Here is a 13,633-nt window from a genome sequence, read left to right as displayed (position 1 = left end):
AGAGCAATGAGAACCCACTCGGTTGCTACTGAATAATAGAAGGCCGCTTCCAAATGGAGGCGGCCTTTTTCTTGTCAGCGTCCATTACAGTTTCCACTATACTCATTGAGTGTCTTTCGACCCTTGCCTAAAAAACTTGGCGATAATGAGAATCTGAACAGGGGAAAATAGAATGGGCGAACCATTTGTGGTGAGGGTCTATCAGATTGACGGGCAGGACGTTGAATGTCGCTTCTTTCAGCCCAAGAAGGACAGAGGTGATTACCTCTGCCGTTACGAGATTGATTTGCAAGGCAAACCAAGAATATTTCACGGATATGGTGTTGATCAAGTTCAAGCTCTTTTGCTGGCTATGCAAAATGCACATGTCGATCTGCTAGTATTGCGAGACAGATCGCGACGACGGGTAGAGTGGTTTGGAGACGAAAATCTGGGCTTGCCAATCGCCGACGGTATTCAGGATCTAGCCCCAAAGAACAGCTATTGAAAATCGACACGATGCGCATCTTGGGCCTTGATGTGACATCGCTGAAAAGTCTGCCAACCCGGAATCAAGCCGTAGGCGTCGGGCATCGCCAGACCGCCCGACAGGGCTGGCGATATTGAGAGGCCACCCCGCGGTCTGGTGATGCCCTGCTAACCGCTACACGCCAGAAAAGGTGTTGCGACTCTCCCCAACCCTGTCTATAGCACCCACACGGAACAGGGGTACGCCACGCGTGCCCTTCTTTTGTTTCGGAAAAATAGACGCGATGAGGGTGCCGGATGAGCCGCCATCCTCCAATCCGTTGAGACCTCATTTCGAGGGATATATGTCATGGCTGCAAGCCAAAACATTCGCATCCGCCTGAAGGCATTTGACTACCGGGTTCTAGATGCATCCACCCAAGAGATCGTAAACACGGCCAAGCGCACCGGCGCTGACATTCGTGGTCCGATCCCTTTGCCCACACATATTGAAAAATTCACCGTTCTGCGTGGCCCACACGTGGACAAAAAATCCCGCGATCAGTTCGAGATCCGCACGCATAAGCGTCTGCTCGACATCGTTGACCCAACACCGCAAACCGTGGACGCGCTGATGAAGCTCGACCTGGCTGCTGGCGTTGACGTCCAGATCTCGGTTTAAGGAGGGCTACTGATGTTGCGCTCTGGTGTAATTGCGAAGAAGGTCGGCATGACCCGCCTCTTCATGGAAGACGGCAAGCAGATTCCTGTGACCGTTCTTCAACTCGACAAGCTGGAAGTGGTTGCCAACCGCACCATGGAGAAGGACGGCTACACAGCAGTTCAGCTCGGTGCTGGCACTGCCAAAGCCAAACGGACTTCTAAAGCCATGCGCGGCCACTTCGCCGCTGCAAAGGTGGAGCCCAAGCGCAAGGTCGCTGAGTTCCGCGTTGCCGAGGAAAACCTGATCCCCGTTGGTGAAGAAATCATCGCGGCCCACTACTTTGAGGGTCAATTCGTGGATGTTGCCGGTACCTCTATCGGTAAAGGTTTCCAAGGTGCGATGAAGCGTCACAACTTTGGGGGTCTGCGGGCTACTCACGGTGTGTCGATTTCCCACCGCTCGCACGGCTCGACGGGTCAGTGTCAGGATCCGGGCAAGGTCTTCAAAGGCAAGAAAATGGCCGGCCACATGGGCGCTGCCCGCGTGACCACGCAAAACCTGCAAGTGGTTAAGACCGACATCGACCGTGGTCTGATCATGATCAAAGGCGCCGTTCCCGGCTCCAAAGGTGGCTGGGTCACCGTTAAAGACGCGATGAAGAAACCGCTGTCCGAGAACGTGATCTTCCCTGCCGCTCTGGCATCTGCTGCGAAGGAAGCTGCGAAAGCCGCTGACGCCGCCGCTGCAGCCGCCGCCGCCGAGGAAGAAGCAGCAGCAGCCGCTGCCGCTGAAGTAGAACAAGCCGCAATCGAAGCTGCTGAAACTGAGGCACCTGCCGCAGATGCAGCTCCTGAAGGAGACAAGTCCGATGAAAGCTGATGCCATCAATCTAGACGGCAAGAAGGCTGGCTCGGTAGAGCTGTCTGACGCCATCTTCGGCCTCGAGCCACGTGCGGACATCCTGCACCGTGTGGTTCGCTGGCAGCGTAACAACGCACAGGCCGGCACCCACAAGGTGAAGACCCGTTCGGAAGTTAACTACTCGACCAAGAAGATCTACCGCCAAAAAGGCACCGGTGGCGCACGCCACGGCGCACGCTCGGCTCCGATCTTCCGCGGTGGTGGTGTCTACAAAGGCCCAACACCTCGCAGCCACGGCCACGAGCTTCCTAAGAAGGTTCGTAAGCTTGGCCTGATGCACGCTCTGTCCGCGAAAGCGGTTGCAGGCGAGCTGGTCATCATCGACAGCATCAACATCAAAGATGTGAAAACCAAGACCTTGGCCGCACAGGTTAAAGAGCTGGGTTGGAAGCGCGCTTTGATCATCGACGGTGCCGACGTGAACGCTGACTTCGTTCAAGCTGCCCGCAACATCGCTGGTCTGGACGTTCTGCCCACTATGGGCGCCAACGTTTTCGACATCCTGAAACGCGACACTTTGGTTATCACCAAAGCCGGTCTCGAAGCACTGGAGGCTCGCCTGTCATGAGCACGAAGTCTGAGCACTATGACGTGATCCGCAAGCCGTTGATCACCGAGAAAGCCACACTGGCCTCGGAGAACAACGCGGTTGTGTTTGAAGTCGACATCGCGGCCAACAAGCCGATGATCAAAGAAGCAGTGGAAACACTCTTCGGCGTCAAGGTGAAGGCGGTTAACACCACCATCACCAAAGGTAAGGTCAAGCGTTTCCGGGGTCAGCCCGGTCGCCGTAAAGACGTGAAAAAGGCGTATGTTACCCTCGAAGAAGGTAACACGATCGACGTCTCTACCGGTCTGTAAGCGTTCGGCGGGGTGAACCCCGCCCTACGCATGGAATTGAAGAAGCCCTGTCCGGTTGGACGGGGCTTTTTTTGTTGGAGAGCTACCTAAAGCTCGGACTCAAGCCGCAGGCGCAGAGCATCGCTGGCCCGTCCCACGGGCTGGCGATAGGTCTGGGCTTGGTTTTATCTTGAGGGGGAGGACGTGCTTGGCTGCCATAAAGTGGTGTCCAAGGAGGTTTGATCACCACCCCCCCGGTCCAGCGATGTTCGGCTTGTGGAAGGCCAATAGACTGTTAGAAACCCTAGAGCACGCAAATTTTATTTTGGAAATGGATTCAACATGGAGCTTTTGAAATTTGGCGAGAAGTGGAGCTATGAGGATGAAGAGCCAAAGAAAGTATCCGAAGCTGATCTGCGAACTGCCGAGATAAACCTGAAAATTTCTTTTCCGAATGAGTATGTCGAGCAGGTACTAGCGGTTGGTCTCCCCCGAGGGCCAAAGCTTCTGGATGCAATTTGTGATTTTGAGATGGATTTACATGACCTTAGTGAATTTTGCACCCCACCAGAAATTGTAGAGGAAACCGTAAGCTGGCATAAAATCGGATTACCAGACCATCTAGTTGTTATTGCTACGGACTGCATGGGGAGTAAGTTCTGCTTCGACACTGCTGAACTGAAAGATGGACCGAAGCAGAGTGCGGCGATTTATTTTTGGGACCACGAAATGGACGAGACCGAAAAATTAGCAGATTCATTTAGGAACTGGATTTTGAGCTACCTCGGCTCTTGGAGTGACTGAGCTTAGTTTAAAGGGCGATTCCGCCGACTAACCGCTTGACCCGCACCCGCCTCTTTCCTACACACCCTCAACGTCAAAGCCCCAGATTCGTCTGGGGCTTTGTCGTCGTCTGCAAAGACATCTAATCGGGGACCTTCGGGGCCCTATAAACACAAGCGGCGGGGCGACCCGTTTGCTGCAACAACGGAAGACAGAAAGCATGGCACTTAAGTCGTATAAGCCGACGACGCCAGGCCAACGTGGGTTGGTTCTGATCGACCGTTCGGAACTCTGGAAAGGCCGCCCGGTCAAGTCCCTCACTGAGGGTCTGACCAAGAATGGCGGACGGAACAACACCGGACGGATCACGATGCGTCGCAAGGGTGGGGGCGCCAAGCGTCTTTACCGGATCGTTGACTTCAAGCGGACGAAATTTGACGTCGCTGCTACGGTTGAACGGATCGAATATGACCCGAACCGGACCGCGTTTATCGCACTGGTGAAATACGCCGACGGCGAGCAGGCTTATATCCTCGCTCCACAACGCCTCGGCGTTGGTGACACCGTCATCGCATCGGCCAAGGCCGACGTGAAACCGGGCAACGCAATGCCGTTCTCCGGTCTGCCAATCGGCACAATCATCCACAACATCGAGTTGAAGCCAGGCAAAGGCGGCCAGATCGCCCGTGCTGCAGGCACCTACGCACAGTTCGTGGGTCGTGACGGTGGATACGCTCAGATCCGTCTGAGCTCCGGCGAGCTTCGCCTCGTCCGTCAGGAATGCATGTGTACCGTTGGTGCCGTGTCGAACCCCGACAACTCGAACCAGAACTTCGGTAAGGCCGGTCGCAACCGCCACAAGGGCATCCGCCCATCTGTGCGTGGTGTTGTGATGAACCCGGTTGACCACCCGCACGGCGGTGGTGAAGGCCGGACATCTGGTGGTCGTCACCCGGTTTCCCCATGGGGCAAGCCAACGAAGGGTGCGCGTACTCGGAACAAGAACAAAGCGTCGCAAAAGCTGATCATCCGCTCGCGTCACGCCAAGAAGAAGGGACGTTAGAATATGTCTCGCTCTGTATGGAAAGGCCCCTTCGTCGACGCTTATGTGTTGAAGAAAGCCGAAGCTGCGAAAGACAGCAGCCGCAACGACGTGATCAAGATCTGGTCCCGCCGCTCCACCATTCTGCCTCAGTTCGTTGGTCTCACCTTTGGTGTGTACAACGGCCGTAAGCACATCCCAGTGAACGTCACCGAAGACATGATCGGTCAGAAGTTTGGTGAGTATTCGCCAACTCGCACCTATTACGGTCACGCCGCTGATAAAAAAGCGAAAAGGAAGTAAGCCATGGGTAAGGAAAAAAACGCCCGCCGCGTGGCAGATAACGAAGCAATGGCAAAACTGCGCATGCTCCGGACTTCCCCGCAAAAACTGAACCTCGTGGCTCAGCTGATCCGTGGCAAGAAAGTGGACAAGGCTCTGTCCGATCTCACTTTCTCCAAGAAGCGTATCTCTGACGACGTGAAAAAGTGCCTGCAATCCGCCATCGCGAACGCTGAGAACAACCACAACCTCGACGTGGATGATCTGATCGTGGCCGAGGCTTATGTCGGCAAGAACCTGACCATGAAGCGCGGTCGCCCTCGGGCCCGTGGCCGGTTCGGCAAAATCGTCAAGCCGTTTTCCGAGCTGACAATTCTGGTGCGCCAAGTTCAAGCTGAGGAGCAAGCATAATGGGTAACAAAGTAAATCCTATCGGCATGCGTCTTCAGGTCAACCGCACCTGGGACAGCCGCTGGTACGCTGAAAGCAAGGACTTCGGTGATCTGCTTCTGGAAGACCTCCGGATGCGCGAATTCATCAAGACCGAGTGCAAGCAAGCCGGCATCAGCCGTGTGATCATCGAGCGTCCGCACAAGAAGTGCCGCGTTACGATCCACACAGCACGCCCGGGCGTCATCATCGGCAAAAAAGGCGCCGATATTGAAGGTCTGCGCAAGAAGCTGTCTGCGTTCACTGACAGCGAGCTGCACCTCAACATCCTTGAGGTCCGCAAGCCCGAACTGGACGCTGCACTGGTTGGCGAGTCCATCGCCCAGCAGCTGGAACGTCGTGTGTCCTTCCGTCGCGCTATGAAGCGCTCGGTACAGAACGCAATGCGTATGGGTGCCTTGGGTATCCGTGTGAACCTCGCTGGCCGCCTTGGTGGCGCCGAGATCGCCCGGACCGAATGGTACCGTGAAGGCCGCGTGCCTTTGCACACCCTGCGTGCCGACATCGATTACGCACACGTTGAAGCGATGACTGCCTATGGCATCATCGGGATCAAAACCTGGATCTTCAAAGGCGAGATCATGGAACACGATCCACAAGCGCGTGACCGTAAGCAACAGGAACTCCAAGACGGCCCAACACCTCGCGGTGCTGGCGGTCGTCGCTAAGGGGGGCGTGAACAATGCTACAACCAAAGCGTACTAAATTCCGCAAGATGCACAAAGGCCGCATCCACGGTGAAGCAAAGGGCGGGACAGACCTGAACTTTGGCACTTACGGTCTTAAGGCAACTGAACCTGAGCGTATCACTGCACGCCAGATCGAAGCTGCCCGTCGTGCCATGACGCGTCACATGAAACGTCAAGGCCGTGTCTGGATCCGTATTTTCCCAGACTTGCCAGTGACCTCCAAGCCTATCGAAGTTCGTATGGGTAAGGGTAAAGGGTCCGTGGACTTTTGGGCATGTAAGGTCAAACCTGGCCGTATGATGTTCGAGATTGACGGTGTGGCCGAGCCAATCGCCCGTGAGGCCCTGCGCCTTGCTGCGATGAAGCTGCCGATCAAAACACGGGTTGTTGTCCGCGAGGATTGGTAACCCCGTTGCGCATTAGCGCGACGTCGTTGAGATAAAGAAGCCCCCGCTGAGAAATCGGCGGGGGCTTTTCTATCGATAGAGCCACATTTACATATGTGGTGTATTTGTGGAAAAATGAACTGCATATTGTGGTCGCGAGGGTTTGATGCGCTACTAACAGGATATTTAGATTGATCCCCCAGAAATAGTATCCGACTATCAAGTGAGCAGAGCAGAGACGACGATCTTTATAAGGAGAAGTCTGTCTTGGAACTGTACAACATCATACAAGATGCCGAACTGAAGGTGCTGTTTGCGTCTGGCAACGGTAGCGGAGCCTTCCTGCTTGCTTTTATTTGCTTGGCAGCAATCGCTCGAATGAAAGATGTCGATGGATCGCTAAGGCATCTCGCTGCTTTAGCGTGGTTGAAGTTTTCAAAGAAGTAGTTGAACTCAACCGAGTGACTCTCTCATCGCTTTTACTTCGCAAAAGCAACTGCAGCGCACGCGTCTCTTCCCGTTACGCCCAAGCATAGTTGAAAGAGACGGAAATCCGATCATCCTCAGACATATTCATCGGCACCTCATGCCGCAGGAAGCTTTCCCACAGCAGCACGTCGCCAACCACTGGCTTCACATAGATGAACTGCCGCATCTCCTCGCGCGCATCTTTCAGGCGGGTCGGGGCGGCCATCATCATTTGCGATCTCGGGTCCTCTAGCTTCAACGCCGACGCACCTTCCGGCATGGCCACATAGGTGGTGCCGGAAATGACCGAATGCGGGTGAATATGGGACGTGTGGATGCCGCCTTGGGGCAGGATGTTGATCCAGATGTCCTCCAGCTTCAATTCGCGCCCGTCTAGGTCCAACTGCAAATCCACTGCGAACTCCGCCACGTGCTTGTCCAGCGCATCCACCACTTCCTTAAAGATGGGGGAGCGCCACGGCAGGTCCGTCAGCGATGCGTAGCTGGTGTAGCCGGCAAATGCGTTTCCCTCGCACCAATCCTGACCAGCCTCGTCATCCTCGGCGGTGCCAAGGCATTCATCCTCCAGCTCCTCCGGATCAATAGGGTTACCATGATCGGCAAGGCGGGCTTGATAGAGGCGGGTCACGAAGAGGGATTTGATGTTTGACATATCGACGTGATACCGCAGCCAAACACGCAAGTAAGCCCCTATTTTACAGATATACGCGACAAGAGTGTGGCGGGGGTTGCAATATATCGGGCAGGGGTCTAAAGCCACGTTTCATCATGAACTCCATTGGAATCAGGGTGACCCTCTTGGGGGCCCTCCGGTGTATGAAAAAAGGAAACGGCTATGAACGCCAGCGAGCTTCGCGAGAAGACTGCTGACCAGCTCAACGAAGAGCTTGTCGCACTGAAAAAGGAAGCCTTTAACTTGCGCTTCCAACAGGCCACCGGCCAACTTGAAAACACTGCACGCATGCGCGACGTCAAACGCGGTGCCGCACGTGTGAAAACAATTCTGAACGAAAAAGCGAAAGCTGCAGCTGGGGAGGCTAACTAATGCCTAAGCGTATCCTGAACGGTGTCGTCACCAGCAACCAAAACGAGCAAACTGTAACAGTTTCCGTTGAACGCCGCTTCCGTCACCCTGTTCTGAAGAAGACGATCCGTAAGTCCAAGAAGTACCGGGCTCACGACGAGAAGAACACGTTTAACGTGGGTGATCTGGTTCGCATTCAAGAATGTGCGCCGAAATCCAAAACCAAGCGTTGGGAAGTTATTCTCGCTGAGGCGTGAAACTTTTCTAATTAATTCGAAACCCTGGGGCCTAAGGTTAGGTCCCCAAAGGTCGGGAGACATCAAATGATCCAGATGCAGACCAACCTGGATGTAGCTGACAACAGCGGCGCTCGCCGTGTTCAGTGCATCAAGGTTTTGGGTGGTTCCAAGCGTAAATACGCATCCGTCGGCGACATTATTGTCGTGTCGGTTAAGGAAGCCATCCCACGCGGCCGCGTGAAAAAAGGCGACGTCCGTAAGGCTGTCGTTGTACGCACCGCCAAAGAAGTACGTCGCGACGATGGCACCGCCATCCGCTTCGACCGCAACGCAGCTGTTATTCTGAATAACAACAACGAGCCAGTCGGCACCCGTATCTTCGGCCCGGTTGTTCGCGAACTGCGCGGCAAGAACTTCATGAAAATCATCTCGCTCGCCCCGGAGGTGCTGTGATATGGCTGCTAAACTGAAAAAGGGCGACAAGATCGTCGTGCTGGCTGGCAAAGACAAAGGCAAAGAAGGCACCATCGCCTCCGTTGACCCCAAATCCGGCAAAGCCATCGTGGAAGGCGTCAACGTCGCCATCCGTCACGTGAAGCAAAGCCAGAACAACCAAGGTGGCCGCGTGCCACAGGCGATGCCGATCCAACTGAGCAACCTGTCCTTGATCGACGCCAACGGCAAACCTACCCGCGTAGGTTTCAAAATGGACGGCGACAAGAAGGTACGCTTTGCCAAGACAACAGGGGACGTGATCTGATGCTTGACGATGCAAAATACACCCCGCGCCTGAAGTCTGCTTATGTCGACACGATCCGTGCCGCCATGAAAGAAGAGTTCGGTTACAAAAATGACATGCAGATCCCGCGTCTGGACAAAATCGTCCTGAACATCGGGGCTGGTCGTGCGGCCGTGAAAGACAGCAAGAAGCCTGCGGGCGCTGCTGCCGATCTGACCGCAATCGCAGGCCAAAAAGCCATGGTCACCCGTGCCAAGCAATCCATCGCCGGCTTCCGCCTGCGTGAAGATATGCCTGTCGGTGCCAAGGTAACCCTGCGCGGCGAGCGTATGTACGAATTCCTTGACCGCCTGATCACCATCGCAATGCCTCGTATCCGCGACTTCCGCGGCGTATCTGGCAAGTCGTTCGATGGCCGTGGCAACTACGCCATGGGCATGAAGGAGCACATCGTGTTCCCAGAGATCGACTTTGACAAGATCGATGAAGCCTGGGGCATGGATATCGTAATCTGCACGACCGCCGACACCGATGCTGAAGCAAAGAGCCTGTTGAAAGCTTTCAACATGCCTTTCAACAGCTGATCCGCGGGAAGGAATAGAACATGGCTAAAAAAGCAATGATCGAACGCGAGAAGAAGCGCGAAAAGCTGGTGAAGAAATACGCCGCTAAACGTGCAGCTCTGCTTGCAATCGCAAACGACCAAGAGAAACCAATGGAAGAGCGTTTCAAAGCGCGTCTGAAACTGGCTGAACTGCCGCGCAACAGCTCGGCTACTCGTTTGCATAACCGCTGCCAACTGACGGGCCGTCCTCACGCTTACTACCGTAAGCTGAAGATTTCCCGGATCATGTTGCGGGACTTGGGCTCTGCTGGCCTGATCCCCGGCATGGTTAAGTCCAGCTGGTAAGGAGGGCATTAGATTATGAACGATCCTATCGCAGATATGCTCACACGCATTCGCAACTCGCAGCTGCGCGGCAAAGCAACCGTCGAGACCCCCGCTTCCAAAATCCGTGCTTGGGTTTTGGACGTGTTGGCCGACGAGGGCTACATCCGTGGCTACGAAGCGACGACGGGCAAAGACGGTCACCCGGCTTTGAACATCGAGCTGAAATATTACGAAGGCACTCCTGTCATTCGCGAACTGAAGCGGGTCTCCAAGCCCGGTCGTCGCGTTTACGTGGGTTCCAAAGACATTCCAGTCGTCCGTCAGGGCCTGGGTGTGTCGATTGTCAGCACGCCTCGCGGTGTGATGTCGGACGCAAATGCTCGCAGCCAGAATATCGGCGGCGAAGTGCTTTGCACGGTATTCTAAGGAGCGCCAGTTATGTCTCGTATTGGTAAAAAACCAGTCGATCTGCCCTCCGGCGTGACCGCGTCCGTCTCTGGCCAGACCATCGAAGTTAAGGGCCCCAAGGGCGTCCGTTCCTTCAAAGCAACTGACGGTGTGACCCTCTCGGTTGAGGACAACATTGTTACGATCACGCCACGCGGGTCGTCCAAGCGCGCGCGCCAGCAGTGGGGCATGAGCCGCACGATGGTCGCGAACTTGATCACCGGTGTGACCGACGGCTTCAAGAAAGAGCTTGAAATTCAAGGTGTGGGTTACCGCGCCGCGATGGAAGGCAACAACCTGAAACTGAACCTCGGTTTGTCGCATGACGTTGTTTATGAAGTGCCTGAGGGTGTGACGGTAGCGGCTCCAAAGCCCACCGAGATCACCGTCGAGGGGATCGACGAGCAGGTTGTCGGCCAAGTGGCTGCCAACATCCGCGCGTGGCGTAAGCCGGAGCCTTACAAAGGCAAGGGCATCCGCTACAAAGGCGAGTTCGTCTTCCGCAAAGAAGGGAAGAAGAAGTAATGGCTAATAGCAAACGTGATCTGTTCATCAAACGCCGCCTGCGCGTTCGGAACAAACTTCGCAAGGTAAACGCCGGACGCGCGCGTCTGTCGGTTCACCGCTCCAACAAGAACATCAGCGTTCAGCTGATTGATGATGTAAACGGCGTAACGCTGGCCTCGGCGTCTTCTCTCGAGAAGGATCTGGGCATCGTTGGCAAGAACAACATCGAAGCTGCAACCAAAGTCGGTGCCGCAATCGCGGAACGCGCCAAAAAAGCTGGCGTGTCTACAGCCTACTTTGACCGCGGTGGTTTCCTCTTCCACGGTAAAGTGAAGGCCTTGGCCGAAGCTGCCCGTGAAGGCGGTTTGAAAATCTAAGTCTTTGGGCGCGCCTTCGGGGGCGCCCATTTTTGCAGGCCTACGGGCCTCGATGATCGGGGGGCATATGCCCACTGCGATTGAGAATAAACGGCGCTAAGGCGCAGAAATTAAAGGATTTGCCCAATGGCAAGAGAACCAGGAAATCGCGGTCGCCGCGATCGGGACGAGACCCCCGAATTTGCAGATCGCCTAGTCGCGATCAACCGCGTATCCAAAACCGTTAAGGGTGGTAAGCGCTTTGGCTTCGCCGCACTTGTCGTTGTTGGCGACCAAAAAGGCCGCGTCGGCTTCGGTAAAGGCAAAGCGAAAGAGGTCCCAGAGGCCATCCGCAAAGCCACCGAGCAAGCCAAGCGCCAAATGATCCGCGTTCCACTGCGCGAAGGCCGTACGCTGCACCACGATGTCGCTGGCCGTCACGGTGCTGGTAAAGTTGTGATGCGCACTGCACCACAAGGTACCGGTATCATTGCTGGTGGTCCAATGCGTGCTGTTTTCGAAATGCTCGGCGTCCAGGACGTTGTTGCAAAATCTATCGGCTCGCAAAATCCTTACAACATGATCCGTGCTACTTTGAACGGTCTCGTGAACGAAGCTTCCCCTCGTATGGTGGCGCAGCGTCGTGGTAAGAAAGTTGCTGACATCCTGCGCTCCGACGACGGCCCCAAGGTCGATGGCGAGCAAGCCCCAGTTGTAACGGAGGCCTAAGACATGGCTAAAACTATCGTTGTAAAACAGATTGGCTCGCCAATCCGTCGCCCCGCCAAACAGCGTGCTACGCTGGTCGGTTTGGGCCTGAACAAGATGCACAAAACACGCGAGCTGGAAGACACACCTTCCATCCGCGGCATGGTCGCGAAAATCTCGCACATGGTCGAGATCATCGAAGAAAAGGGCTAAGCCTCGCGCCTAGCACTTCGACAGTCTAAGAATTGAAACGCCTCGCTGAAAAGCGGGGCGTTTTTTAATTTCGTTACAGGGGCTTACCGGTGAATCGAACAGATCAGAAAGAATTCGTAAATGGTCCGGTATGGCGATCACTGAAAAAATCGATGATAGGTGCGTGTATTCCAATAATAGTGGGAGCAACTGAAAGTAGAAAAATACTGACTCAAGGCACAGTAACAATATGTGTTACTGGGGATGCTATCTTCGGCATTACCGCAGCACATGTTGTGCGTGGCGTGGATGACTTGGCAGCAACTGAAGGCGTATCAATTTATATTAACAAAAGCCGTTTTAAGAAACTGCCTGTCATCGACATTAATGATCAGCAGGACATCGCGACAATCGAGTTGGATCGGAATTGCCTTGTTGGAATTGACTTCCTAAAAGCTTCATGGCCTGCGCAAGAAAACTATGAAGGTCCAATCCTCATGTGTGGGTATCCGGCCCAAACGACTATCGATCAGTTAGACCACTTTGAATACCAACTATTCCATATGATTGGAAATACGCAGTCTTCCACCCATGAAAGGCTGTTTGCTGAAGTCGGCGACCTGCTTGCCCCGGATGGTGCGATTTGTCAGGCGAGTACTCTAGACCTAGGTGGTGCAAGTGGCGGGCCAATATTTTCTGTGTTTGAAGCGAGACCGAAAACACTTGGGATTGCATTATGTGGGATAATTACTGAGGCACATGCGCTGACTTCGAGAGTTGTAGGCGCTCGAATTGATACGATTAGCAGTACCGGTAAAATTAGTCGTCGCTTCGGTGTATTTTGAATATATCTGAGACGACTTCGCCAGATCATTCACACCCCTTGCCACACCCCACGCTCTCCCCTAAACACCCCCGGTGGGCATACGGCCCATAGAATCAACAAGAAACGCCGCGTTTGGTCCATTTCGCTTCGAGGACCCTTCCGGCAATAGGAGAAGCGATATGAAACTGCACGAATTGCACGACAATCCAGGTGCCACCAAAACCAAAAAGCGCGTGGGCCGTGGCCCGGGCTCTGGCAAAGGTAAAATGGCTGGCCGTGGTATCAAAGGTCAAAAGTCCCGCTCGGGTGTTGCCCTGAACGGCTACGAAGGTGGCCAAATGCCACTTTACATGCGTTTGCCAAAACGCGGCTTCAACTCGCGGAACAAGAAATCCTTCGCAGTTGTGAACCTCGGCATGATCCAGAAATTCATCGACGCCAAGAAACTCGACGCCAAAGGCGACATCACCGAAGACACGCTGATCGAAGCGGGTCTGGTGCGTCGCAAGCTGGATGGCGTTCGCATTCTGGCCAAAGGTGACATCACATCCAAAGTGACTTTGACTGTTACTGGCGCTTCCAAAACGGCTGTTGAAGCCGTTGAAAAGGCCGGCGGCAAGCTCAACACCGCAGCGGCTGCTGAATAAGCCTTGTGAGAGGCCATTGCGCCTCTTACATACCTCTTAAGTTTTCCAGCGCCGCGACGGGGA

Annotated in this window: 26 protein-coding genes; 25 read left to right on the top strand and 1 reads right to left on the bottom strand. The window is 54.6% G+C overall.

Going from position 1 to position 13,633, the window contains the following annotated elements:
• Window positions 1-172 precede the first annotated feature (172 nt).
• The 12 genes from BCF46_RS16375 to BCF46_RS16320 all read left to right on the top strand — a co-directional run bounded on the left by BCF46_RS16375 (window position 173) and on the right by BCF46_RS16320 (window position 6,951).
• The gene (locus BCF46_RS16375; protein WP_121026838.1) at window positions 173-487 is read left to right on the top strand and encodes a DUF6968 family protein; all 315 of its coding nucleotides are present in this window, start codon (window positions 173-175) and stop codon (window positions 485-487) included.
• Window positions 488-817: 330 nt separating this feature from the next.
• Entirely contained in the window at window positions 818-1,129 is a 312-nt protein-coding gene (rpsJ, locus tag BCF46_RS16370; protein ID WP_089947421.1) for a 30S ribosomal protein S10, read from the top strand.
• A gap of 12 nt (window positions 1,130-1,141) precedes the next feature.
• Window positions 1,142-1,990: a 50S ribosomal protein L3 gene (gene rplC / locus BCF46_RS16365; RefSeq protein ID WP_121026835.1), complete on the top strand. Its 849-nt coding sequence runs from the start codon at window positions 1,142-1,144 to the stop codon at window positions 1,988-1,990.
• On the top strand, window positions 1,980-2,600 hold the full coding sequence (rplD, locus tag BCF46_RS16360; RefSeq protein ID WP_121026832.1) for a 50S ribosomal protein L4: 621 nt from the start codon (window positions 1,980-1,982) through the stop codon (window positions 2,598-2,600). Before rplC ends, rplD begins: the two co-directional genes overlap by 11 nt.
• The gene (locus BCF46_RS16355) at window positions 2,597-2,893 is read left to right on the top strand and encodes a 50S ribosomal protein L23 (protein WP_073142208.1); all 297 of its coding nucleotides are present in this window, start codon (window positions 2,597-2,599) and stop codon (window positions 2,891-2,893) included. The genes rplD and BCF46_RS16355 overlap by 4 nt, the downstream gene beginning before the upstream one ends.
• A 321-nt stretch (window positions 2,894-3,214) precedes the next feature.
• On the top strand, window positions 3,215-3,676 hold the full coding sequence (locus BCF46_RS16350; protein WP_121026829.1) for an SMI1/KNR4 family protein: 462 nt from the start codon (window positions 3,215-3,217) through the stop codon (window positions 3,674-3,676).
• A gap of 199 nt (window positions 3,677-3,875) precedes the next feature.
• Entirely contained in the window at window positions 3,876-4,718 is an 843-nt protein-coding gene (gene rplB, locus BCF46_RS16345; protein ID WP_121026826.1) for a 50S ribosomal protein L2, read from the top strand.
• Between the two features lie 3 nt (window positions 4,719-4,721).
• Complete coding sequence (gene rpsS / locus BCF46_RS16340) at window positions 4,722-5,000, top strand: 30S ribosomal protein S19 (RefSeq protein WP_121026823.1); 279 nt, start codon at window positions 4,722-4,724, stop codon at window positions 4,998-5,000.
• A gap of 3 nt (window positions 5,001-5,003) precedes the next feature.
• Window positions 5,004-5,390 (top strand): 50S ribosomal protein L22, encoded by a 387-nt coding sequence (rplV, locus tag BCF46_RS16335; RefSeq protein ID WP_121026820.1) that lies wholly within the window; start codon window positions 5,004-5,006, stop codon window positions 5,388-5,390.
• Window positions 5,390-6,097, top strand: coding sequence for a 30S ribosomal protein S3 (gene rpsC / locus BCF46_RS16330; RefSeq protein WP_073142222.1), 708 nt, complete (start codon window positions 5,390-5,392; stop codon window positions 6,095-6,097). Before rplV ends, rpsC begins: the two co-directional genes overlap by 1 nt.
• Window positions 6,098-6,111: 14 nt before the next feature.
• Window positions 6,112-6,525, top strand: a complete 414-nt coding sequence (gene rplP, locus BCF46_RS16325; RefSeq protein ID WP_073142224.1) for a 50S ribosomal protein L16 — start codon at window positions 6,112-6,114, stop codon at window positions 6,523-6,525.
• A gap of 246 nt (window positions 6,526-6,771) precedes the next feature.
• A complete protein-coding gene (locus BCF46_RS16320; protein ID WP_121026817.1) occupies window positions 6,772-6,951 on the top strand; it encodes a hypothetical protein in 180 nt (59 codons plus the stop codon).
• 73 nt (window positions 6,952-7,024) lie between these two features.
• Here the strand turns inward: BCF46_RS16320 and BCF46_RS16315 are convergent, their stop codons facing one another.
• Window positions 7,025-7,645: a TIGR02466 family protein gene (locus BCF46_RS16315; protein ID WP_121026814.1), complete on the bottom strand. Its 621-nt coding sequence runs from the start codon at window positions 7,643-7,645 to the stop codon at window positions 7,025-7,027.
• Between the two features lie 183 nt (window positions 7,646-7,828).
• Here BCF46_RS16315 and rpmC point away from each other — a divergent pair, with 183 nt between their 5' ends.
• The 13 genes from rpmC to rplO all read left to right on the top strand — a co-directional run bounded on the left by rpmC (window position 7,829) and on the right by rplO (window position 13,570).
• Window positions 7,829-8,038: a 50S ribosomal protein L29 gene (gene rpmC / locus BCF46_RS16310; RefSeq protein WP_073142235.1), complete on the top strand. Its 210-nt coding sequence runs from the start codon at window positions 7,829-7,831 to the stop codon at window positions 8,036-8,038.
• Window positions 8,038-8,274: a 30S ribosomal protein S17 gene (gene rpsQ / locus BCF46_RS16305; protein ID WP_121026811.1), complete on the top strand. Its 237-nt coding sequence runs from the start codon at window positions 8,038-8,040 to the stop codon at window positions 8,272-8,274. Before rpmC ends, rpsQ begins: the two co-directional genes overlap by 1 nt.
• A gap of 66 nt (window positions 8,275-8,340) precedes the next feature.
• Window positions 8,341-8,709, top strand: coding sequence for a 50S ribosomal protein L14 (gene rplN / locus BCF46_RS16300; RefSeq protein WP_025045929.1), 369 nt, complete (start codon window positions 8,341-8,343; stop codon window positions 8,707-8,709).
• A gap of 1 nt (window position 8,710) precedes the next feature.
• Entirely contained in the window at window positions 8,711-9,016 is a 306-nt protein-coding gene (gene rplX, locus BCF46_RS16295; RefSeq protein ID WP_121026808.1) for a 50S ribosomal protein L24, read from the top strand.
• On the top strand, window positions 9,016-9,579 hold the full coding sequence (gene rplE, locus BCF46_RS16290; RefSeq protein WP_121026805.1) for a 50S ribosomal protein L5: 564 nt from the start codon (window positions 9,016-9,018) through the stop codon (window positions 9,577-9,579). The genes rplX and rplE overlap by 1 nt, the downstream gene beginning before the upstream one ends.
• Before the next feature lie 20 nt (window positions 9,580-9,599).
• Window positions 9,600-9,905 (top strand): 30S ribosomal protein S14, encoded by a 306-nt coding sequence (rpsN, locus tag BCF46_RS16285; protein ID WP_073142245.1) that lies wholly within the window; start codon window positions 9,600-9,602, stop codon window positions 9,903-9,905.
• A gap of 15 nt (window positions 9,906-9,920) precedes the next feature.
• Window positions 9,921-10,313, top strand: coding sequence for a 30S ribosomal protein S8 (rpsH, locus tag BCF46_RS16280; protein WP_073142248.1), 393 nt, complete (start codon window positions 9,921-9,923; stop codon window positions 10,311-10,313).
• Between the two features lie 12 nt (window positions 10,314-10,325).
• The gene (gene rplF / locus BCF46_RS16275) at window positions 10,326-10,859 is read left to right on the top strand and encodes a 50S ribosomal protein L6 (RefSeq protein ID WP_121026802.1); all 534 of its coding nucleotides are present in this window, start codon (window positions 10,326-10,328) and stop codon (window positions 10,857-10,859) included.
• The gene (rplR, locus tag BCF46_RS16270) at window positions 10,859-11,218 is read left to right on the top strand and encodes a 50S ribosomal protein L18 (protein WP_121026799.1); all 360 of its coding nucleotides are present in this window, start codon (window positions 10,859-10,861) and stop codon (window positions 11,216-11,218) included. The genes rplF and rplR overlap by 1 nt, the downstream gene beginning before the upstream one ends.
• A 126-nt stretch (window positions 11,219-11,344) precedes the next feature.
• On the top strand, window positions 11,345-11,926 hold the full coding sequence (gene rpsE, locus BCF46_RS16265) for a 30S ribosomal protein S5 (protein ID WP_121026796.1): 582 nt from the start codon (window positions 11,345-11,347) through the stop codon (window positions 11,924-11,926).
• 3 nt (window positions 11,927-11,929) lie between these two features.
• On the top strand, window positions 11,930-12,118 hold the full coding sequence (gene rpmD / locus BCF46_RS16260) for a 50S ribosomal protein L30 (RefSeq protein WP_121026793.1): 189 nt from the start codon (window positions 11,930-11,932) through the stop codon (window positions 12,116-12,118).
• 89 nt (window positions 12,119-12,207) lie between these two features.
• Entirely contained in the window at window positions 12,208-12,942 is a 735-nt protein-coding gene (locus tag BCF46_RS16255) for a S1 family serine peptidase (protein WP_147436013.1), read from the top strand.
• Between the two features lie 160 nt (window positions 12,943-13,102).
• Window positions 13,103-13,570 carry a 50S ribosomal protein L15 gene (gene rplO / locus BCF46_RS16250; protein ID WP_121026787.1) on the top strand — a complete coding sequence of 156 codons (468 nt, stop codon included), beginning with the start codon at window positions 13,103-13,105 and terminating at the stop codon, window positions 13,568-13,570.
• Window positions 13,571-13,633: the final 63 nt, after the last annotated feature.

Source organism: Litoreibacter meonggei (assembly GCF_003663885.1).
GTDB lineage: Bacteria > Pseudomonadota > Alphaproteobacteria > Rhodobacterales > Rhodobacteraceae > Litoreibacter > Litoreibacter meonggei.
The sequence above is the reverse complement of the archived record's forward strand: the minus strand, read 5'-3'. Positions and strand labels throughout refer to the sequence as shown.

Excerpts from the sequence above, each read along its gene's own strand:
- rplF (WP_121026802.1), top strand. The coding sequence starts at position 10,326 with ATGTCTCGTATTGGTAAAAAACCAGTCGATCTGCCCTCCGGCGTGACC.
- rplD (WP_121026832.1), top strand. The coding sequence starts at position 1,980 with ATGAAAGCTGATGCCATCAATCTAGACGGCAAGAAGGCTGGCTCGGTA.
- rplV (WP_121026820.1), top strand. The coding sequence starts at position 5,004 with ATGGGTAAGGAAAAAAACGCCCGCCGCGTGGCAGATAACGAAGCAATG.
- rpsE (WP_121026796.1), top strand. The coding sequence starts at position 11,345 with ATGGCAAGAGAACCAGGAAATCGCGGTCGCCGCGATCGGGACGAGACC.
- rpsJ (WP_089947421.1), top strand. The coding sequence starts at position 818 with ATGGCTGCAAGCCAAAACATTCGCATCCGCCTGAAGGCATTTGACTAC.
- rpsS (WP_121026823.1), top strand. The coding sequence starts at position 4,722 with ATGTCTCGCTCTGTATGGAAAGGCCCCTTCGTCGACGCTTATGTGTTG.
- rpsN (WP_073142245.1), top strand. The coding sequence starts at position 9,600 with ATGGCTAAAAAAGCAATGATCGAACGCGAGAAGAAGCGCGAAAAGCTG.
- rplC (WP_121026835.1), top strand. The coding sequence starts at position 1,142 with ATGTTGCGCTCTGGTGTAATTGCGAAGAAGGTCGGCATGACCCGCCTC.
- BCF46_RS16355 (WP_073142208.1), top strand. The coding sequence starts at position 2,597 with ATGAGCACGAAGTCTGAGCACTATGACGTGATCCGCAAGCCGTTGATC.
- rplB (WP_121026826.1), top strand. The coding sequence starts at position 3,876 with ATGGCACTTAAGTCGTATAAGCCGACGACGCCAGGCCAACGTGGGTTG.
- rpsQ (WP_121026811.1), top strand. The coding sequence starts at position 8,038 with ATGCCTAAGCGTATCCTGAACGGTGTCGTCACCAGCAACCAAAACGAG.
- rpsH (WP_073142248.1), top strand. The coding sequence starts at position 9,921 with ATGAACGATCCTATCGCAGATATGCTCACACGCATTCGCAACTCGCAG.
- rpsC (WP_073142222.1), top strand. The coding sequence starts at position 5,390 with ATGGGTAACAAAGTAAATCCTATCGGCATGCGTCTTCAGGTCAACCGC.
- rplE (WP_121026805.1), top strand. The coding sequence starts at position 9,016 with ATGCTTGACGATGCAAAATACACCCCGCGCCTGAAGTCTGCTTATGTC.
- BCF46_RS16315 (WP_121026814.1), bottom strand. The coding sequence starts at position 7,645 with ATGTCAAACATCAAATCCCTCTTCGTGACCCGCCTCTATCAAGCCCGC.
- BCF46_RS16350 (WP_121026829.1), top strand. The coding sequence starts at position 3,215 with ATGGAGCTTTTGAAATTTGGCGAGAAGTGGAGCTATGAGGATGAAGAG.
- rpmD (WP_121026793.1), top strand. The coding sequence starts at position 11,930 with ATGGCTAAAACTATCGTTGTAAAACAGATTGGCTCGCCAATCCGTCGC.
- BCF46_RS16375 (WP_121026838.1), top strand. The coding sequence starts at position 173 with ATGGGCGAACCATTTGTGGTGAGGGTCTATCAGATTGACGGGCAGGAC.
- rplR (WP_121026799.1), top strand. The coding sequence starts at position 10,859 with ATGGCTAATAGCAAACGTGATCTGTTCATCAAACGCCGCCTGCGCGTT.
- rpmC (WP_073142235.1), top strand. The coding sequence starts at position 7,829 with ATGAACGCCAGCGAGCTTCGCGAGAAGACTGCTGACCAGCTCAACGAA.
- rplP (WP_073142224.1), top strand. The coding sequence starts at position 6,112 with ATGCTACAACCAAAGCGTACTAAATTCCGCAAGATGCACAAAGGCCGC.
- rplN (WP_025045929.1), top strand. The coding sequence starts at position 8,341 with ATGATCCAGATGCAGACCAACCTGGATGTAGCTGACAACAGCGGCGCT.
- rplO (WP_121026787.1), top strand. The coding sequence starts at position 13,103 with ATGAAACTGCACGAATTGCACGACAATCCAGGTGCCACCAAAACCAAA.
- rplX (WP_121026808.1), top strand. The coding sequence starts at position 8,711 with ATGGCTGCTAAACTGAAAAAGGGCGACAAGATCGTCGTGCTGGCTGGC.